This window comes from Peribacillus sp. V2I11 (assembly GCF_030817135.1).
GTDB lineage: Bacteria > Bacillota > Bacilli > Bacillales > DSM-1321 > Peribacillus > Peribacillus simplex.
The window spans coordinates 5090761-5109679 of record NZ_JAUSYW010000001.1 but is presented as its reverse complement, the minus strand read 5'-3'; the positions used below and the strand labels follow the sequence as shown (position 1 = coordinate 5109679).

Sequence of the window (18919 nt, the reverse complement as noted above, 5' to 3'; positions counted from 1 at the left end):
CCTTTATCTGCTCCACCCTTTTGAAGTTCCCCGTGTATTCACCACTTCTTCCTTCAAATAAGTTCCGTTAGGAATTGTTTGCTTCTTTGCAGATAACGAACGCCTAGTATTCATCCTCCTTAATCTGTTCGGTCCTTCCTTATCTTCTCGAGTAGACAAGTACCATGACCTCTGCTGACTTCTGATGATTCAGCTGTCCATCACTGGACAGGTTACCAAGTGTACTTGGCTGTCATCAGACCTCCCCGGGTAAGAGTGCAATCTTTCCCTCCATCTATCTGCTTCATTTACTCTGTACCACCTTCGGCAGTAAGGACTTTGTTTTGTTTCGCAAACTCATCCAATGATACCTAGCCTTATATGAAGTTCGTGTTCCTCAGACCGGAGGTTTGCCGCTTGCTTCCTTCAGATTCCACGTCACCGTGGACACCCTTGCATTAAGCTAACCACTACTACTACCTTCATGGTTCGGGACTTTCACCCTATAGATTGCACCCATGCCGGGTGCACGAAAAAAAGAAAAGCAGCCGGAAGTGGCTGCTTTTCTTTAGGTCCAACGGCTATAGCTGAATTGAAGTGACGCACCGCAAGATACTTACGATTGAGTTTCCAGGGGTTTTGTTTCGGCCTTTTGATTGTACAATGGCAATATGAAAAACATCCCTAGAATAAAAAAGAAAGCGGCGGTTTCAAATATGGAGACGAGTGAAAATTGCTCTTTCAGCACGCCAGCCGCACTCATGGTCAAAACCATCGATCCAGTGAATAAAGGGCTTAAGATTCCATTGACCCTTCCGATGAACTCGCCTTCGGTCCTCTGCAATATCAATGTATTGATTCCGATTTGAATACAAGGCAGCATTAGCCCATTAAAGAACTCGGCAGTAAGTGTAATCCAAAGATTTGTTGAAAGCCCCATTACCGCTAATCCAATGGCATTCACAAGCATTCCGAAAGCTAATAATCTCTGAGGTGCCACCTTTTTGGCAAAAATCATCACCCCAGCTCCACCTAAAATCATACCAAACCCATTCACCATAAATAACCATTGCAGATTTTCCTTAGGCAGATCCAATTGTTCTGTAACAAGGAATATAGAGAGCGGTTGAATGAAGCCCAGTCCGAGCCCGGCTGCCAGAAAACATAAACCAAGTAAACTTAGTTCTTTTTTTCGCAATACATAGCTAACTCCGCTTTTCATTTCCTGCCATAACGTTGTTTTTGCAGTCTCTTCATTCAGTTTGCGATCTTTTGGAAGAAAGGCGAGTGTGCCAGCTGAAAATAAAAACGCCAGGCCAGTAATCGCAATCGAGATGTTTATCCCAAATGATTGGAACGCAAATGTACCGAGAATCGGACCTAAAACCATAAATACTGCAAAGACGGTCTGATAAACAGACATCCCTGTCTGAATTTGACTTTCAGGCAAATGCATCTTAAATAGCTTCATGCCTGATGGCTGAGAAAATTGAGAAAGTATCGCCGAAATTAAAGTTGCGAAGAATACCATTTTCCAACTGCCGAAGATAAGCGAGATAAGCACAGCAAATACGGATATTGCACTTAATATATCACACCATACCATGGTTTTTTTCGGACTCCAGCGGTCAGCAAACGTCCCTCCAATAAATGAAAAAATAAAAATGGGTGCGAACTCCGCTACTGATATCATGGAAATGGCAAAAGCATCCCCGTTTGTCTTTTCCATGACGAATAACAAAACTGCAAAATTCCGTACCCATATCCCTATTTGTAAAAACAAGCCTGAAAAGATAATGGCCCGGAATACACGATTTTTAAATATGTTAGGTTCCTTATTACTTAATGTTACGGATGTGTTTTTTCCCAATATAAAAACCTCCTGTGAAATATCTGGACAGGAGGCAGTACAATACAAATTTAACAGAGCAAAATATCCCCAATGGACGGAACACAATGATCTTTGTTTGTATTTTTATGTACAGACTAATCCTATCCAGAAAAAACTTCGTATTTAGCACGCATTTTTTTCTTAAAGAATAGGATTAAATGATCATTGTTTAAAGGTCACCCTTCCATTTTATGCTAAATTTATAATAATCTATTTAATCTGATAAATCAAGCTGAATCCATAATAAAACCATTTTTCAGGAAGGGTTGTTCGACTTATTGTATGAAAAAAGGGACTTCCTTTAATAGAAAGCCCTTTAGTATCCTTAAGTTTCCAAGGACTGTCGCTTCTGCCCTTTGTTACCTTATCCATCATTTTTTCATGACCTTTTCCCGGATTATCTCAAGCAAATGTGTTTCTTTTTATCAGTTATCCAATATTCGTTCTTGATTAGGATTGCCCTGTACAAGCAAATGGGAAGATGGCATTAGAATTTGATGCTCATGCAAAGCAGTCATCATTTCAAACCTCACGCTTCTCGATGTTTCAAAGTAATCATCAGGTTTCACAAGTCCCACTATGCATAGTTCATATCCAACATATTTAAGATTCGGATTTAAATCCGTAATGCCAATGTATCTAAAGTCCTCTTCAGGTGTACCATCCTCCAGCCTTAAAAGGCTTTCACCATACTTCTCATTACAGATAATACATATATCCTCCAACAGCCGTTTTACCTTTTCAGGATTTTCTTGGTAACTTACTGTAATGCGCTCAATGATTCGCATTCTCCCTTTATTAAAATTTTGAATCGTCCTGATTTCACTGTGTGGAATGGTCAGTAATTTTCCTGACCATTCCCTGATCTGCATGAACCGGATACCGATTTCCTCAATCGTTCCAGAACTTGTCCCATTGAATGTCACGAAATTCCCCACTCGGAATTCATTATCTGAAAGCCTTACAAATCCCAATAAGATATCTTTAAGCATTTGCTGAGCGGCAAATCCGATAACGACCCCTAAAATACCAGCTCCAGCTAAAATTCCTTTTAGGTCTATAAACTGTCCAATCAGATAAATGAGGAAAAGTCCTGCAATGCCGTACCTAAGAGAAGAACGAGTAACCCCCTGTATCGTTTTTTCGACTTCTTCCTCAAAAAAATTAGATCTCTTAAAGAACCATTCAACCATTTTATTCAAAATAAAATAAACGGCCAATAACAGTAAAGCTAATATAAAAAGCCTCAATAATAAAAATTCTTCCAAATAATCCATAGCAAGCTCAGTAAATTTCAAGATATTCATGTTCCCACCTCCATTTCCACTTTATTCAGAATCGATTAAAATCCAGTCATCATCCTTGCCTATTATCCCTTGATCAAGTATAAGTCTCGTTTTAAGGCGATAGGAAACCCCTCGCTTATAAGGCTCCTTCAATGTAGGCAGACAAAAGTTAAAAGGAATTTCATTGCTTTCCCCTGAATTTATCTCTCTTGAAGACAAAATGGTACTCGTTTTAAGGATCTCTTCCATTCCCGTAGAATGAGTATCCATAATTAAATCACATTCAATCCTCCTTATTCTTTGCGCCAAGGTACCACCTTTAATCAAGAAATACCCATTTATGCATTCACCAGATTTATACGTATTTTTCGGAAGGATTAAATCTATTTGTGCAGAACCTATCCCTAAAAGTAATAAAGATTTTCTAAGTATCAAAGAATACACTCCATTTATATTTATTTGTTTTTCTATTAAACCCACATGTTTATACATTTCCTTAAGGGCTGCATCATCCGGACTACAAAAAAACCTTTACCATTTTGGTAAAGGTTTACTAAAAGAAAATAGACCTTTACCCATAGGTAAGGTCTGGCTAACAACAATATGCTGCCAACAACACCGAGAGCAAAGAACTCCGTAATGACGACATTGTTGTAAAAGCTACTCCCCTTTGGAGAATGTATTCAAGTATGTAATATATAATACGGTAGAATTGGAAAGTTTGTCAAACCTTTATATTTATTATTTTCGGGCTTAACCGGGAAATTCGAGTTTTTTGTACATATCTTGATATTAATGAAAATATAATGAATTAACTTGTCCCGTTATTGCAAAAGAATTAACTGCTGGGTTTTAAATAGGCCAGTTGGTGGAATATGAAGTATGTAACAGACAATGTCCTTCTATTTACAACTCGGCGAACGCTTCTTTCAATAAGAATAAAGTGAACAAACTATGTATATTTAATGGAAAACAAAAAAATATATTTTAAAATTAACAATATTTCTCTTTTAATTATGCAAGCCTTGTTGTAATATAAATGTAACAATTGTAATATTAATTAAACTTTCGTTACATAAGTATCCTATTAGGGATTGGGGAGAAAAATTATGAAAAAATTTTTAGGCATGCTATTATCCATTATCATTTTATTTTTCACATTAAGTGGTCAGGTTACCGCAAAAACGACATCACAGAATTTGTCTGACGCAAATGCATTAAAGATAGCCGATAATGCGAGCAAACATTTTTGGAATGCATTACACGGGTACACTACCCGTTCATGTTCACAAAAAACGTTCAATTATAAAGGGACAGTGTATTCATACCTTTGCCAAGAGTTTAATACAAAAGATAAATTGACTAACTACTTAGCAGAGACATTTACTAATAATGCAGTTGAAAAAGGGCTGACCAAATATAGTTACATTACCCATAAAGGGAAATTAGCCCGTCCAATCGGAGACGGCTACAGCATGTTGGAGTGGAGAAAAGCAAAAATTAAATTGGTCTATCAAAAACTGAACGTTAGATCCTACAATTTAACTGTACCTACAGTCGACGGTGACTCAGTAAAAAGAACGGTTACCTTTTATAAGTCCGGATCCACTTGGAAAGTCAATCAGTTCGATGCAGTTCAATAAAAAATGGCTTAAATGTAACGCCTCATATGATGTATAGTTAGTTAAAAACTATACATCATATGAGGTGTTTTCTGTAGTCCCTTGGATCTTGAGAAATAATCTTACTGACTTGTATCAACTCACTTTTCACTTAACGGAACTTTCAAACAAAAAAACACAGCTAGGATGCTGTGCCTTTAACGGACTTTTGCCTTTCGGAAGCCTTGATAGGAATCGTAGGCGGCAAAAGAGATGGTGATTAATATGAGACCCCAGTAAATCGAGGTTTTCCATTCATCGATTGTAAACAGTGTATTTTGGTATGCAATGAATTTCGGGTTCAATAAATTAGGATTACTGATGATGATTATGAAAGTCAGTGTGGACAACAGCTGGTATATGGCATGGAATATAGCTAGTTTCAGGGTCCATTGTCTTAAAAATAATTTGTAAATCGCCAAGAGAACACCAATGATAACTACGCAAGATACCAGCAGCCAATAGGAATTCAATACCTCTTGATTGAAAGAAGGGGTCACGAAAATGGGACTGTCATTTCTTTTTTCATAGACGCCTAAGAGGTTTCCTGCATTGAAATAAAGGGCCGTGAATACAGAAAGACCTAACAAACTTGCAAAAATCTCGATCATAGGAACAGCTTTTTTCTTTGAAATGTTCGGAATATCTTTTAGGTTTTCCGGTGTCCATGGTTTCAAGTCTTTTGTTAAAGGCGACTGGTCTTTTGAAGTATCCACGCGTTCTAAAATGGCAAACGAAAGCGTTAACCAGAAAAACACTTGGATGCCTGTACTGATGATACTTGCAATCCCTTTCCCGATTATGGTGAAAACCGCGTCCATAACCGTATTATCCCCCATATCCCGAAACGGATTATCTCCTACTAATCCGATCAGTGAAAAGACGGCAGCGATTGGCAAAATCATTTTCAACAGACTGATATAAACATCATAATAACGCGGTCCAATCAGATGCATTGGCCGATCACGATAACCACTTGCCAGTGTAACCGGATCTCCTAATTTTAAAAGAACGGCTTTCACGTCTTGCTCCGTATAATCCTCCGGAAGCATATCTTCGATTGTAGATTGAAGCTCAAGTGCAATATCCTCCCGGTTTTTTTCTGGCAGCCTGCGGGTCACTTCCTGAATATAGAGTTCAATCAGCTCCATCTTCTCCCTCTCCTTTTAATAATATATAAAGCTCTTGAGAAGTTTTTTCCCATTCTTCCTTTAACTGAATGAAGATTTCTCCCCCATAATCACTTAAAGAATAGTACTTGCGCGGCCTACTTTCAGAAGTATCCCAGTTGCTGGTCACCAATTCTTGTTTTTCCAGGCGGCGAAGCAAAGGATATAAAGTACTTTGATCAATGGTAATTCCCGACTTCTCTAAACGCTGGACAAGCGAGTACCCATACTGAGGGGTTTTGAGCTGACTTAGAACAGCTAACGTCAAAGTGCCTCTGCGCAGCTCAGTGGTTAATGAATTCAGTAAATTGCTCATCCAATCACCTCTTCTTTATACAATGTGACGTACACCATACGTTATACTATGCATCATCCACTATTTTAGTTCATACAACACCATGAAAATGAAAATGTATTCTATTTAAAGCATAAAAAAGAGAAGCGTTTCACGCCTCTCCGTTTTTCCATTATTAATATTACACAAGAATGACCCATAATATCATCGTCGTGATAATCGTGACTACTCCTTGAATTAAGGTTGCCATCGTTTGAGCTTTATAGGCATCCGTCACTTTCATCCCGCTAAATTGGGTGACCACCCAGAAGAAGCTATCATTTACATGGCTTACAGTCATCGCACCTGCTCCAACAGCCATGACTACCAGTGCAAGTGGAATAGCTCCTTCAATGCCCAATGTTGGAAGCATGGGGGCAATCAAAGATGAAGTGATGACCAGGGATGCTGTGGAAGAACCCTGGGCTGTTTTTAACCCAGCAGCAATTAGGAACGGGACCAACAGGAACAAGGAACCGCTAAAGATGCTGCCCATATCCCAACTTTGGATGATATCTGCAATCCCCGTATTTTTAATGACTGTACCAAATGCTCCGCCCGCCCCGGTGATCAATAAAATAGGCGCGGCATCCAATAAGGCTGCTCCTATCCAGTTTGTCAATGTTTCTTCATCGTACTTAGGCAGCAATGTCAAAGCTGAAATTACTCCGATGAGCAATGCGATGACCGGCTGGCCCAAAAATACGAAAAATGCGGCGATTCCCCCCTCTGTACCAAAGAGCGTTAATACAGAACTGGCTCCAATCAGGACAATCGGTAAAACGATCGGTAAAAATGATTGAAAGGCTGAAGGCATCTTGCCAAATGAACGGACAATTTCATCATAATCGTAATCCAGGTCACTTCGGTCATCTTCAACCTCTATCTTGGTCGCTACTTTCATTGACCATATATAACCAGCAAGTGCAGCTGGAATGGCTGTAATAAGACCAATCAAAATGACCGTCCCTAAGTATCCATCCGCTCCGATATTCCCGGCAGCTGCTATTGGCCCTGGAGTTGGAGGCACAAGTGTATGTGTCGCATACAAACCAGTTGCAAGCGCAACTGACATGGAAGCAACCGCTACTTTTGCGCGTCTAGCCAATGCTTTTCTTAAGCTCGATAAAATAACGAAACCTGAATCACAAAAAACGGGTATGGATACGATAAAGCCAATCATACTCATGGCAAGCTGCGGTCTTTTAGGACCGACAATCCTCAATACGACTTCGGCCATTCGTAATGCGGCCCCGGCCTTTTCCAAAATGGTTCCGATTATTGTACCGAAAACGATTACAAGTCCAATGCTCGTCATCAGTCCGCCAAAACCACCGTTAATATTCTCAACGATCTGATCCAGAGGCATTCCAGAAGCAAAACCCACAAATAAAGTGCCTGATAGTAGCGATAAGAACGGATGCAGCTTGAATTTAGTTGTCGCAAAAACAATTAAGAACACACCGATGGCCAAAACAATAAATAACATATGATTACCCCCTATTTTTAATCGCTGCCAAAAAAGTCCGCATTACTTGTTCAGCTGAAACTTCCAACAATTCAGCTCCTCTTTCCATAGCTTCCTTTAATGACATAGGAGCGTTCACCAAACTATGAACACTAGTTATTCCATGGTCATATAAAACTTCAATACCTGTTCCGATCGATCCAGCCAAAACAAATACGGGAATACCATGCTCTTTGGCTTCTTGTGCAACTCCCATTGGTGTTTTGCCTGAAGCAGTCTGGTAATCGATTTGCCCCTCACCGGTAAAGACACAATCGGCATCGGACAATTTTTCACCCAGTTTCGTATACTCCAAAACAATATCGATGCCCCTTTTTGTTTCTGCTCGGAAAAAGGCTTGAAATGCACCTCCAATTCCACCAGCAGCACCAGCACCTGCTTTATCATGCAAGTGTATGCCTGTTTTGATTTCCACCAAATCAGCCCATGATGATAAAGCTTTATCCAGCATTTCAACCATGGTAGGAGTCGCCCCTTTTTGAGGTCCGAATACTCTTGATGCCCCATCGGGACCGACTAACGGATTTTGGACATCCGAGGCAATCAAAAACTCGGCATCTGCTATTCTGGGATCAAAATCCTCCATATTAATTTCTGATATCCGTGATAATTCGGCACCTCCGAATCCTAGCGGTTTACCCTCTTCATCAAACACCTTCATTCCCAAAGCCTGGAGCATTCCAACACCGCCATCATTGGTAGCGCTTCCACCAATCGCCAAAATGAACTTTCGACAGCCATCATTCAATGCTTTTTCAATAAGCTCCCCTGTCCCGTATGTAGTAGTGATCAATGGGTTCAACTCATCTGGATCGACTAGGCATAGACCGGATGCACTGGCCATTTCAATCACACATGTTTCCTGATCGCCCAAGATTGCATATGCTGCCTGAACGTCTTGAAGTAAAGGCCCTTTAACAGTCACTTCAACTTTTCGCCCATTTGTAGCTGTAACAAGGCTATCCATCGTACCTTCCCCGCCATCCGCTGCAGGAACCAATACTGTCTTTGCATCCGGCAGTACCTTCCTGACTCCTCGCTCGATTGCTTTGGATGCTTCTGATGCTGACAAACTTCCTTTATAGGAATCTGGTGCAATAACGATTTTCATGCTCAGGTCCCCTTTGAATATATTTTTATATTAATTTAATTATAATCTTCGGAAATATTTTAATCATCGTTCATTCTATACGAAAAATTAGTATGACATATTTGAATTTTTTGGCTATACTATATAGAAAAAATGTTCTTATAGAAAATTTTCTGTTATTTTCCCAATTTCCTAAAGTATAAGATAGCAAAAGGCTTAAACTATCGACCATTCCCTTTTTCATGAAAAATCATAGCTTGTTTGCATGAAATGTGATTACCATCCTGTTATCGCAAATTGGATGATCCAATAAAAAAACTCTAGAAGGATGACTTGTATGCTAACCCAAGAAATTGCAATGGAAATTGTCAAACAAACCACCATTAGACTTAACAGAAATATTAATATTATGGATGATAAAGGAACCATCATCGCTTCCGGAAATCGTGAACGCATCGACCAATTGCATTTTGGGGCAATGGAAGTACTGAAAACGGGAAAACCTTTAATCATTCACGAAAAGGATCGTCATCAATGGGCGGGGGGCCTTCCAGGAATTAATTTGCCTATTAATTTTCAAAATGTAATTATTGGCGTTATCGGGATCACCGGTGATCCGACAGAACTCTTGGAATTCGGGGAATTGGTGAAAATGATTACGGAAATGATGCTTCATCAAGCTTTTATGGCGGAACAACTCGAATGGAAACAACACTTGAAAGAATTGGTATTTGAAGACTTACTAAAGGAAAAGATCAATCAGCATTCGATTGATCAGAGACTTGAACTGATTGGAATGAAATTAGAACCTCCCTATCAGGTGGGGGTGATGGAAATGAAATTAAATCCGTTAAATAAGAGTGAGCTGATTCAAATGACGGAAACTGTTTTTGGCACACAACACGCCCTTGTTGGGTTCCTGAATGTGAAGCGAGTTTTCATTCTCACTACGGCGCTTACTGAAAATAACATCGACCAAAAACTGGATACAGTCATCAAACAATTAAAGGCAAAAGGCTTTGTTATACGAATCGGTTTAGGCTCTCTTGTTGAAAAGGAATCATACATATGCCACTCTTTCCGGGAAGCTGAATCAGCACTTTTATTAGGTGAAGCCAATCAAGCTTTAACGATATATACTGATGTGGAAACAAAGGCACTGTTGGAAAGGATAGATGAGCGGACGAAACAGCAATTTCAGAAAAGAATACTAGGCAGCTTATCTGAAAAGTTGATCGAGACACTGCAACAATTTTTCCTTAGTAACTTAAATATCGGGGAATGTGCAAAAAGAATGTATATCCATCGTAACTCCCTTATATACCGATTAAAAAAAATCAAGGAAATTACCGGATATAATCCACAAGAGCTGCATGATGCCATAACTTTACAATTAGCCATTTGGGTAAGCCAATCGAAAAGGAGAAGTTAAAAGATGTTGTAAGAACAAGACTGCCTAATTAATTTATTTCGTTCTATCCCTATTAAAGCCTTGCATTGGAATTCTGTATAATTGATCGAGTTACCGAGTAAATTAACGATACATGAATTTTTTGCATACCAGGAGGGATTGAATGAGCGACATCGCAAACCTTTTAATTATCATTGGATTTACCGTTATCTTCATCATCATCATTGTCTTGGTTTTTCTAATACTTTATATGATTTTCTTTGACCGCACGCAGAAGCATCATGCTATTTTAAGAAACTACCCCGTACTTGGAAGAATACGTTACTTTCTGGAAAAAATCGGGCCTGAAATGAGACAGTATTGGTTTAACAGTGATAACGAAGGAAAACCCTTTTCCCGGGATGACTATGAACATATGGTGAAAAGTTCAAAATATTTACGGGATGTCATAGGTTTTGGTTCAAAACGGGATTTTGATGAAGAAGGCTTTTTTGTTAAGAATAGCATGTTTCCAAAATTGGCCGAAGAAGAAAAATACGATCGAGAAACAAAAGTGACGACTAAAAGATACATTCTAATGAAAGATCCGCTTTTCTCACAGCGAGAAGAAAAATGGGGAGATGAAGTATCCTCTGCATTTTTATTGAATGATGAAGATGCTGTGATCATCGGCCCAAACACCAAGAATCCCTTTCGTTTAAAAGGTCTTATCGGCATGTCCGCCATGAGTTATGGTTCTTTGGGGAAGAACGCAATCACTGCCCTTTCTGAGGGATTGGCTGCAGCAAAAGGAACGTGGATGAATACAGGGGAAGGCGGTCTTTCTCCTTATCATTTAATCGGCGGTGTCGATATAATCATGCAAATCGGTCCAGCCATGTTTGGAGTTCGTGATAGTATCGGCGAAATGGATTGGGATGAGTTAAAAAGAAAAAGTGAAATACCAGAAATCAAAGCTTTCGAAATCAAATTGGCACAGGGTGCCAAAACACGCGGAGGGCATATCGATGCTGAAAAAGTGAATCCTGAAATCGCTGAAATCCGGAAGGTCGTTCCGTACAAAGCGATCGATAGTCCGAATCGGTTTCATCAATTCGATGACGTGAAATCCATGTGCGATTTTATCGAAAAAATCAGGGACCATACTGGCATCCCGGTTGGCATCAAAATGGTCATTGGCGGCAATGACAGTGTTGAAGAGCTTGCTAGCTACATGAAAGAATCCGGGAAAGGTCCGGATTTCATTTCATTGGATGGCGGTGAAGGCGGCACGGGTGCCTCTTATCAGGAATTGATAGATAGCGTGGGATTACCGCTAAAATCCGCTTTGCCGATTTTAGTATCGACCCTGGAAAAATACGGTGTCCGCAATCGCGTTAAAATCATCGCCTCAGGTAAATTGTTCACGCCTGATAGAATAGCGATAGCTCTAGCCATGGGAGCCGACCTTGTTAACATAGCAAGAGGTTTCATGATTGCCATTGGCTGTATACAGACGATGAAATGTCAATCCAATGCTTGTCCTGTCGGGGTAGCAACCACTGATCCGGATTTGCAAAAGGCACTTGTCATCGATGAAAAGAAATATCGTGTGGTCAACTTTCTTGTTACCCTTAGGAAAGGATTATTTCGAATCTCAGCCGCTGCTGGTTTGGATTCGCCTATCCATTTTCAACCTAAACATATTAGCTATAAGGACGATAAAGGAATTGTCACATCCCTTGAAGATATCATGAAAGAAGTAAAGGGACAAATAGGAGCCAGGCAATGAAAAAACCACCGCCCAAGTTTGATGGGCGGTGGTTTTCTCTTTATCATCAATGAAGTCATTATAGGCTGCTGTAAAAGTTCCTAAATGTATCAGGCATGTAAACGGATATCCCCTGTCTCCACTTTTCCCTTACCCATCAGCTTTCCATAGCGATAATAAACATAAGCTGCAGCTATAAAACCAGTTACAGACAGGAATGCATCAAATATGAAGATGATTGATATATTCCCGCTTTTCGACATCCAACCCGTTACAAGCGGCATGACTATAGAAGCCAATCCAGCAGCTGTTGCCACGATACCGGTCACTGTTCCTTTTTTCCTCCAGAAAAATTCCGTCATTATTGTTATGGCTAATTGAAAGATCCCCGCAGTGGAAAGTCCGATGAAAAATGCTGTGATGGAAACGACGACCGGTACCTTTACCAAAAGGATCGTAAGGATTGAAATAAAAGTTATGATCGGATAAATCATGATAACCGTTATTGGCCGGACGATCTTTTTTAATAAAACGGATAAAACCAATACGGAAATAAGTGCCCCTAAACTATAATAACTTAGCAATTTGATGGAACTGGCCATCGGCATGCCCACAGCCTGCTGACCATAAGTCGGAAGCCAAATCTGTGAAACGGTGAATAATCCTGTTGATGTGAAACCGATTATCACAAGAGCAAGCCCCTCTTTACGTAATACCGGTTCTGAAATGAATTTCTTGCTCTCGGTACGATCATCTACTTGTTTTTCCTTGTTCATATTCGAACTTGGAAAAGAAACGGTGAATAAAAACATCAAGTTCAATAGATAAATAGCAGCAGGAATAAAAAAGGCATATCCATAAAACATCTCATGATTCGAGAAAAATAAAATCATGAATGGGAGAATAAATGCACCAGCAGACATGAATGCTTTCACCAGTACATTGGCAGAACCAGCAGCCCTTGGGAAAAGCTCTGTTAAACCAGGATATGAACCGGCATCCATTGACGAATTAGCGACACCTGCAAGGATGGCAAAAACAAAAGCCAAATGATAATTTGGTGATAATGGAATACCGATCAAGAAGATGCCCATTCCCAATGATGAAGCAATAATTAATGGTTTTCGTCCGATTTTATCTGATAAATAACCCGTAAAGGCATATGTAAGTAATTTCCCCAACCCTATAGAAGCGATGATATAACTTACTCCGGCATTATCTGTATCCCATTGCTGAGTTAAATACGGCATATTCGATGCGAGCATGATATTGACCATACCTAACAGGAAATAATTAATATACACTCCTGATGCGGTTTTCATATATGTCTTCTTCATCTCAAAACTCCCAACCTGTTTTCAGTAAACGTTCTCCATCGATTCAATATTCATAAGAATCTAAAAATAATCATAACATTTTTTCTTTTTAAGTAAACAAAACCCTTAAACTTTTTCATTAACTAGTATATAGAAGACAGTGGGTCTTGCGTTTTGAATGCAAAAAAAAGCTCATATGACATGAGCTAGAATCAAAGTTCAATATATCAAATGGATTGATAATACCATTTGCCATCACGTTTAAACTTTCTGCATTGGTCAATCAAAAGAAGGTATTCAAGGTGAGCCAATGTTTCACCAACAGCAAACCTGGTTTCGTGAATGGGCAGATTTCCAAATAAGATATGGCAAGCACTTTTTACAGAAATCGGCTCTTTCATGTTTTCATGAATTACATGCAACCGGTCCTGATGGTGATCCAACAATTCAACAATTCTTTTATTGGCATTTTGAAATGGTTTCCCATGTGAAGGTATGACATATTCAACGTCCAGCTTTTGTATTTTTTTCAATGAAGTAAAAAACTCTTCCAATGGGTTACTGAAACCTTTAAACCAATAAGAAATGTTTGGAGATACCCTGGGCAATATATGATCTGTCGAGAAAAGGACACTTTTTTCCTTATTGTATAAGGTAATCAGGCCATCAGAATGACCCGGCGTGAAAATCACTTCATACTCATATTTGCCAAAATGCAGCTTCATTCCTTCTTCAAGATGATGATTTACGGTAGGATAGGGTTTTACTTGTGGCATGAATCCGCTTTCGTCACTGGATAAGGCGACGGCTACATCGTCTTCCATACCACATGCAATATAATTTTCTTTAAGCAGATTCAGCGAATCCGCTTCCCAATACGTAGTTCCCGAATGTTCATCCACTTGTGTCATCCAAACATCCGCACCGGTCAGTTGTTGTAATGCCCCTGCATACCCGAAATGATCTGGGTGATAATGGGTGATGATAATATCGGCAATATCATGTATTTCAATAATTGGGTTCCATAAATCCCTTGTCGTTTTGTTATTTAATCCTGCATCAATGATTGTCCACCCTTTTTCACCTTCTGCCAGGAAACAATGGACATGGTCCAACCTAAAAGGCATTGGAATGGTAACTTGAGTAACTTTCAATTCATTCAGCAAGTATAACTTCCCCTTCCGATGTAACTTTCATTTCATTTTCATGAACAAAAAATAGCCAAATACAATCAAAATAAACCTATAAGTTTGTTAAATAAAGGTATATCCTTAATCAATTCGACGAATTCTTTCAAGTTCCTTTAATCCAGAGCCAATTGATTAAATCCAGAAGCCATTGCCTGGGGGCATTGGTTAACTCAAGAAATAAAAAAACCGCCATTAAAATTAATGACGGCACCTCTTTTTACATATCTTCCTCGATTGTTTGAACAAGGATAAAAAGAAAATGATAGATTAAATTAAAAGCTTCTTCTAATGACATGTCTTCACGAAACCCTTTTATGTTATCCAATGCAAAATTCACATCCCATAGCCCGTCACCCTGGTTAAACATTAAGCTGAACGATCCAATTCCTTCTTGAAGTTCCTTAGTTAAATACGTTTTTAAAACTTCTCCCATTTTTTTCTGGAATTTCAATCCGAACATCGCGTTATACGTACCGAAAACATCATCCACTTCAAACGAAAGTGCCTCAACACCGATTAATTCGAACCAATGTGATTCAAAGTAAAGGAATTCATCTTTGTTTTTTTTCAAATACTCGATCGGTTGTGATAAAAATGCAAAGTTCTCTTCAGAGATTAATTCTTCGCTCTCTTTATTACTGCGCTCCATATAAGCATCTGTAAAACGGGAAGCATTTTCTTTTTCCACTATAATGATATCATCGGCAATTAATTTATGCTTTTCTACATAATTCTTTTCTTCTTTAAATAACTCAACCTTTTTTTCGATTACGGATTTTGATATGTATGATTCCATTTGTTTTTTTAACATGCTATGTCCTCCTAGTATCTTTTCAAGCTCTCACAATTTCAATCATAGCATATTCACTATAGATAAAATAACTTTGTGAAAAAAATTACAATATCGGTTGTGGCAATCATTTCGTGTCTTCGATATAGTAGTGGTATGCGTTTATACATATGAGAGAAATGAGATGTTGAATATGCAAAAAATCATTGTAGTTGGTGCAGGAATTTTGGGAGCTTCCACTGCCTATCAGTTAGCTAAAAACGGGGCTGAAGTGATCATTATTGACCGCCAAGATGTCGGTCAGGCAACATCCGCAGCTGCAGGAATCGTTTGCCCGTGGATATCGCAAAGGCGCAACCAAGCTTGGTATCTCCTTGCCAAAAATGGGGCGGCTTTTTATCCCGGTTTAATTGAAGAACTTGAACGGGATGGGGAAACCGAGACTGGTTATGCCCAAGTCGGGGCCATAAGTTTACATACAGATGAAGATAAACTGAATGCCATGAAGAACCGGGCGGCAAAACGGAAAGAAGATGCACCGGAGATCGGGACGATCACATTACTTTCGGCAGAGGAAACACGTGCCTTATTCCCGCCTCTTTCCAGTGAATATGCAGCCGTTCACGTGAGTGGTGCCGCGCGGGTCGATGGACGCGCATTGCGTGATTCCTTATTGCGGGCATCACAAAAAAACGGTGCAAAACTTATGTATGGTGAGGCTATACTTTCATATAACGGTACACAAGTGACAGGTGTAACACTTGGAGATGAATTCATTCCTGCTGATAAAGTGATTGTTTGTGCTGGCGCTTGGGCACCGGAATTACTCAAACCACTGGGCGTGAATTTTCAAGTCACCTTCCAAAAGGCTCAAATCATCCATCTGGAAACGCCAAATGAAAATACGAATGACTGGCCTGTAGTCATGCCTCCCAGTGATCAATATCTCTTGGCTTTCGATAATAATAAAATCGTTGCTGGGGCGACTCATGAAAATACGGAAGTTTTCGATAACCGAATGACCGCAGGAGGGCTGCAGGAGGTTTTCAACAAAGCCTTGCAAACCGCTCCCGGTTTGACAGATAGTACGTTTGTTGAAGCTAGGGTCGGATTTCGCCCCTTCACGCCGGGATTCCTTCCGGTCATGGGTCCTTTACCTGACTGGGAAGGCATAATCGTAGCCAATGGTCTTGGAGCTTCAGGTTTAACAATGGGCCCCTATTTAGGCTCCCTTTTGGCAAAATTAGCACTTGATAGAAAAATTGAAATCGATATTGGAAATTATGATGTAAGAGGTGCACTTTTCACATAACTTCCAAATAATTACCTAATGGCTGAATGATGAAAGTCGATTGATCTGAAAATTACCATCTGTTTTTTCCAAATGGTCCTTTTCATAAAAAATCAAGGACCATTAATGGGTCCTTGATTCAGTTTGTAGACAAAAGGGGTTCGGAATTAAAAAATTCCGAACCCCTTTTGAAATTCCCTTTTAAATTTTGACCAAAGGTTAAGAGATTTGGGCTCTTCGAGCCACTATGTTAAGCCATTTTATGACCTTGCCATGTCCACGTGGCCATCTTCTTTAAATTAATGGCAGCGAAAGTAAGCATCGCTTGCATCGACAATTTTTTAAGTCCCCTTAAAGTAGTCCATCGCATACCATGCTTTTCTTTTGCATCTGCGAATACACGCTCAATCGTTTCTTTGCGTTTCGCATATATAGGTTTTACATCTTGATGGTGACGCAGATGATCTGCTTCTTCCACATATGCTTGCCAGATTTGCCGTGTCACTACTTTTTGATGGTCTTTGCTTTCTGTACACCGTGATAAAAAAGAGCATGTTGCACAAATTTGTTTTGGCGATTTGTACTCGCGATAGCCCTCTTTATTTGTTGTTGAGTACTTTAAAGTTTCGCCCGAAGGGCAAAGGTAACAATCAAAGTGTTCATCATAAACATAGTCATGTTTGCGAAAGAATCCTTCTTTTGTACGAGGACGTGTATAGGGTAAAGCAGGTGTAATTTCTTTGTTAAATAGGTAGCTTGTAATTGCTGGTGTTTCATAAGCTGCATCTGCGGCAACTGCTTCTGGTTTTCCAACTTTCTCAATCACTTGCTCAACAAGTGGTTCCAAAATATGACTGTCATGTGTATTACCAGGTGTTACAATCGTTCCCAATACAAAACCGTTGCGGTCTGCGGCCGCGTGGAATGAATAGGCAAACTGTTTTGTTCGTTCATCTTTCACATAGTAGCCACTCTCAGGATCCGTAGTACTTTCTTTAATTGCTCTGGTTTCTTTCTTATCAAATTTATCTGGTGGAAAAGGTTTCTTTCCATGGTTTTCACGATCTTGATTTATTTCATCTTGAAGACGTCCTTGATATGCTCCTGTTTCTTTGCGTACGATTTTCTTTTCAAATTTGCGCTTATTCGCATTGGCTTTCACATGTGTGGAATCGACGAATACGTGTTCAGCACTTATTAACTTTCTATCAGCAGCTGTTATTAAGATGCGATAGAAAATCTGTTCAAACAGGTCTGTATCTTTAAAGCGTCGCTCATAATTTTTCCCGAACGTTGAGAAATGAGGTACTTTATCATGGAAACCATAGCCTAAGAACCAACGGTAAGCCATATTTGTTTCAGCTTCTTCAATCGTTTTACGCATGGAACGAATACCGAAGGTATATTGAATGAATGTCAGTTTAACTAAAATAACTGGATCAATACTTGGGCGTCCTACCTCTGAATACATATCTTTCACCAAGTCGTAAATGAAAGTGAAGTCAATGGAAGCCTCCATTTTACGAACCAAATGGTTCGGTGGCACCAGTTGATCTAAAGTAATCATTTCAAGTGGATCTCGCTGAATAGAATCATGTTTCGAAAGCATCCTCATCACCTCAAGTTTTAATAGTTCTATTTTAAAACAAAAAAGACTGTAGGCAAAAGGAGTTCTATCTAAATTTTTAAACATAGTTGGATTGGAACGGAAGGTGCGAGACTTCTGCGGGAATAGCGAGTCCAAGGGAGACCCCACAGGCGCAAGTGCGCCGAGGAGGCTCCCGGACCGCCCGCGAAAAGCGAGTGCCTGAAGTGGAAATCAACCTCCAAATTTGTACAAGCCCCAAAAAAAACTGTAGACAAACTCGATTTTCATCGAGTTTGTCTACAGTCTGAATCAAGGACCATTAATGGGTCCTTGATTTATAAATTCTTTAATTTTTCGAACAGGACATTCTTATGAAAATTTGAAAATTTATCATTTCAAAACTACCGAAAATTTCTATGTATCATTGAACAATATTTACATATGCAATAAATATCGTTGTTACCGTATGTTTTTCTCTAAAGGAAATTGTTGAAGCCCCACAAATAACCATCATCAACAATACATACATTTTTTGTCTACATGACTGTTGATGGTTCAGTTATTTTAATTTTATTCAATGGAATGAAAAAAAATAGGACTCTTCTATTTCAAATTTTTTTCATCTATTTATTATATCACGTCCAC

Annotated in this window: 16 protein-coding genes; 4 read left to right on the top strand and 12 right to left on the bottom strand. The window is 39.4% G+C overall.

Features of this window, described 5'->3' with window-relative positions; all coding sequences use genetic code 11:
• Positions 1-3: 3 nt before the first annotated feature.
• From QFZ73_RS24915 to QFZ73_RS24900, 4 genes are all read right to left on the bottom strand, one after another.
• The gene (locus QFZ73_RS24915; RefSeq protein WP_307263198.1) at positions 4-159 is read right to left on the bottom strand and encodes a hypothetical protein; all 156 of its coding nucleotides are present in this window, start codon (positions 157-159) and stop codon (positions 4-6) included.
• A 436-nt stretch (positions 160-595) separates the two neighbouring features.
• Positions 596-1804 (bottom strand): MFS transporter, encoded by a 1209-nt coding sequence (locus QFZ73_RS24910; RefSeq protein WP_373459034.1) that lies wholly within the window; start codon positions 1802-1804, stop codon positions 596-598.
• A gap of 491 nt (positions 1805-2295) precedes the next feature.
• Positions 2296-3177 (bottom strand): mechanosensitive ion channel family protein, encoded by an 882-nt coding sequence (locus QFZ73_RS24905; RefSeq protein ID WP_307271963.1) that lies wholly within the window; start codon positions 3175-3177, stop codon positions 2296-2298.
• 21 nt (positions 3178-3198) lie between these two features.
• The gene (locus QFZ73_RS24900; protein WP_285847331.1) at positions 3199-3591 is read right to left on the bottom strand and encodes a sporulation protein; all 393 of its coding nucleotides are present in this window, start codon (positions 3589-3591) and stop codon (positions 3199-3201) included.
• Between the two features lie 674 nt (positions 3592-4265).
• Here QFZ73_RS24900 and QFZ73_RS24895 point away from each other — a divergent pair.
• Complete coding sequence (locus tag QFZ73_RS24895; RefSeq protein WP_251434828.1) at positions 4266-4799, top strand: IseA DL-endopeptidase inhibitor family protein; 534 nt, start codon at positions 4266-4268, stop codon at positions 4797-4799.
• A gap of 176 nt (positions 4800-4975) precedes the next feature.
• Here the strand turns inward: QFZ73_RS24895 and QFZ73_RS24890 are convergent, their stop codons facing one another.
• From QFZ73_RS24890 to QFZ73_RS24875, 4 genes are all read right to left on the bottom strand, one after another.
• Positions 4976-5968, bottom strand: coding sequence for an HAAS signaling domain-containing protein (locus tag QFZ73_RS24890; RefSeq protein WP_307271956.1), 993 nt, complete (start codon positions 5966-5968; stop codon positions 4976-4978).
• On the bottom strand, positions 5955-6302 hold the full coding sequence (locus tag QFZ73_RS24885) for a PadR family transcriptional regulator (RefSeq protein WP_307271952.1): 348 nt from the start codon (positions 6300-6302) through the stop codon (positions 5955-5957). The genes QFZ73_RS24890 and QFZ73_RS24885 overlap by 14 nt, the downstream gene beginning before the upstream one ends.
• A gap of 160 nt (positions 6303-6462) precedes the next feature.
• Entirely contained in the window at positions 6463-7809 is a 1347-nt protein-coding gene (locus QFZ73_RS24880; RefSeq protein ID WP_307271947.1) for a GntP family permease, read from the bottom strand.
• A gap of 4 nt (positions 7810-7813) precedes the next feature.
• Positions 7814-8959 (bottom strand): glycerate kinase, encoded by a 1146-nt coding sequence (locus QFZ73_RS24875; protein WP_307271944.1) that lies wholly within the window; start codon positions 8957-8959, stop codon positions 7814-7816.
• A 316-nt stretch (positions 8960-9275) separates the two neighbouring features.
• Here QFZ73_RS24875 and QFZ73_RS24870 point away from each other — a divergent pair, with 316 nt between their 5' ends.
• Positions 9276-10370: a CdaR family transcriptional regulator gene (locus QFZ73_RS24870; protein WP_307271941.1), complete on the top strand. Its 1095-nt coding sequence runs from the start codon at positions 9276-9278 to the stop codon at positions 10368-10370.
• A 142-nt stretch (positions 10371-10512) separates the two neighbouring features.
• On the top strand, positions 10513-12120 hold the full coding sequence (locus tag QFZ73_RS24865; RefSeq protein WP_251434843.1) for an FMN-binding glutamate synthase family protein: 1608 nt from the start codon (positions 10513-10515) through the stop codon (positions 12118-12120).
• 89 nt (positions 12121-12209) lie between these two features.
• Here the strand turns inward: QFZ73_RS24865 and QFZ73_RS24860 are convergent, their stop codons facing one another.
• The 3 genes from QFZ73_RS24860 to QFZ73_RS24850 all read right to left on the bottom strand — a co-directional run bounded on the left by QFZ73_RS24860 (position 12210) and on the right by QFZ73_RS24850 (position 15416).
• Positions 12210-13436, bottom strand: a complete 1227-nt coding sequence (locus tag QFZ73_RS24860) for an MFS transporter (protein WP_307271936.1) — start codon at positions 13434-13436, stop codon at positions 12210-12212.
• Positions 13437-13642: 206 nt separating this feature from the next.
• A complete protein-coding gene (locus tag QFZ73_RS24855) occupies positions 13643-14581 on the bottom strand; it encodes an MBL fold metallo-hydrolase (RefSeq protein WP_307271933.1) in 939 nt (312 codons plus the stop codon).
• Between the two features lie 241 nt (positions 14582-14822).
• Positions 14823-15416, bottom strand: a complete 594-nt coding sequence (locus QFZ73_RS24850; RefSeq protein WP_307271931.1) for a branched-chain amino acid aminotransferase — start codon at positions 15414-15416, stop codon at positions 14823-14825.
• A 172-nt stretch (positions 15417-15588) separates the two neighbouring features.
• On the opposite strand from QFZ73_RS24850, the gene QFZ73_RS24845 reads away from it, so the two are divergent.
• On the top strand, positions 15589-16707 hold the full coding sequence (locus QFZ73_RS24845) for an NAD(P)/FAD-dependent oxidoreductase (RefSeq protein WP_307271928.1): 1119 nt from the start codon (positions 15589-15591) through the stop codon (positions 16705-16707).
• A gap of 229 nt (positions 16708-16936) precedes the next feature.
• On the opposite strand, the gene QFZ73_RS24840 is transcribed toward QFZ73_RS24845, so the two are convergent.
• Positions 16937-18295: an IS1182 family transposase gene (locus tag QFZ73_RS24840; RefSeq protein WP_307271925.1), complete on the bottom strand. Its 1359-nt coding sequence runs from the start codon at positions 18293-18295 to the stop codon at positions 16937-16939.
• Positions 18296-18919: the final 624 nt, after the last annotated feature.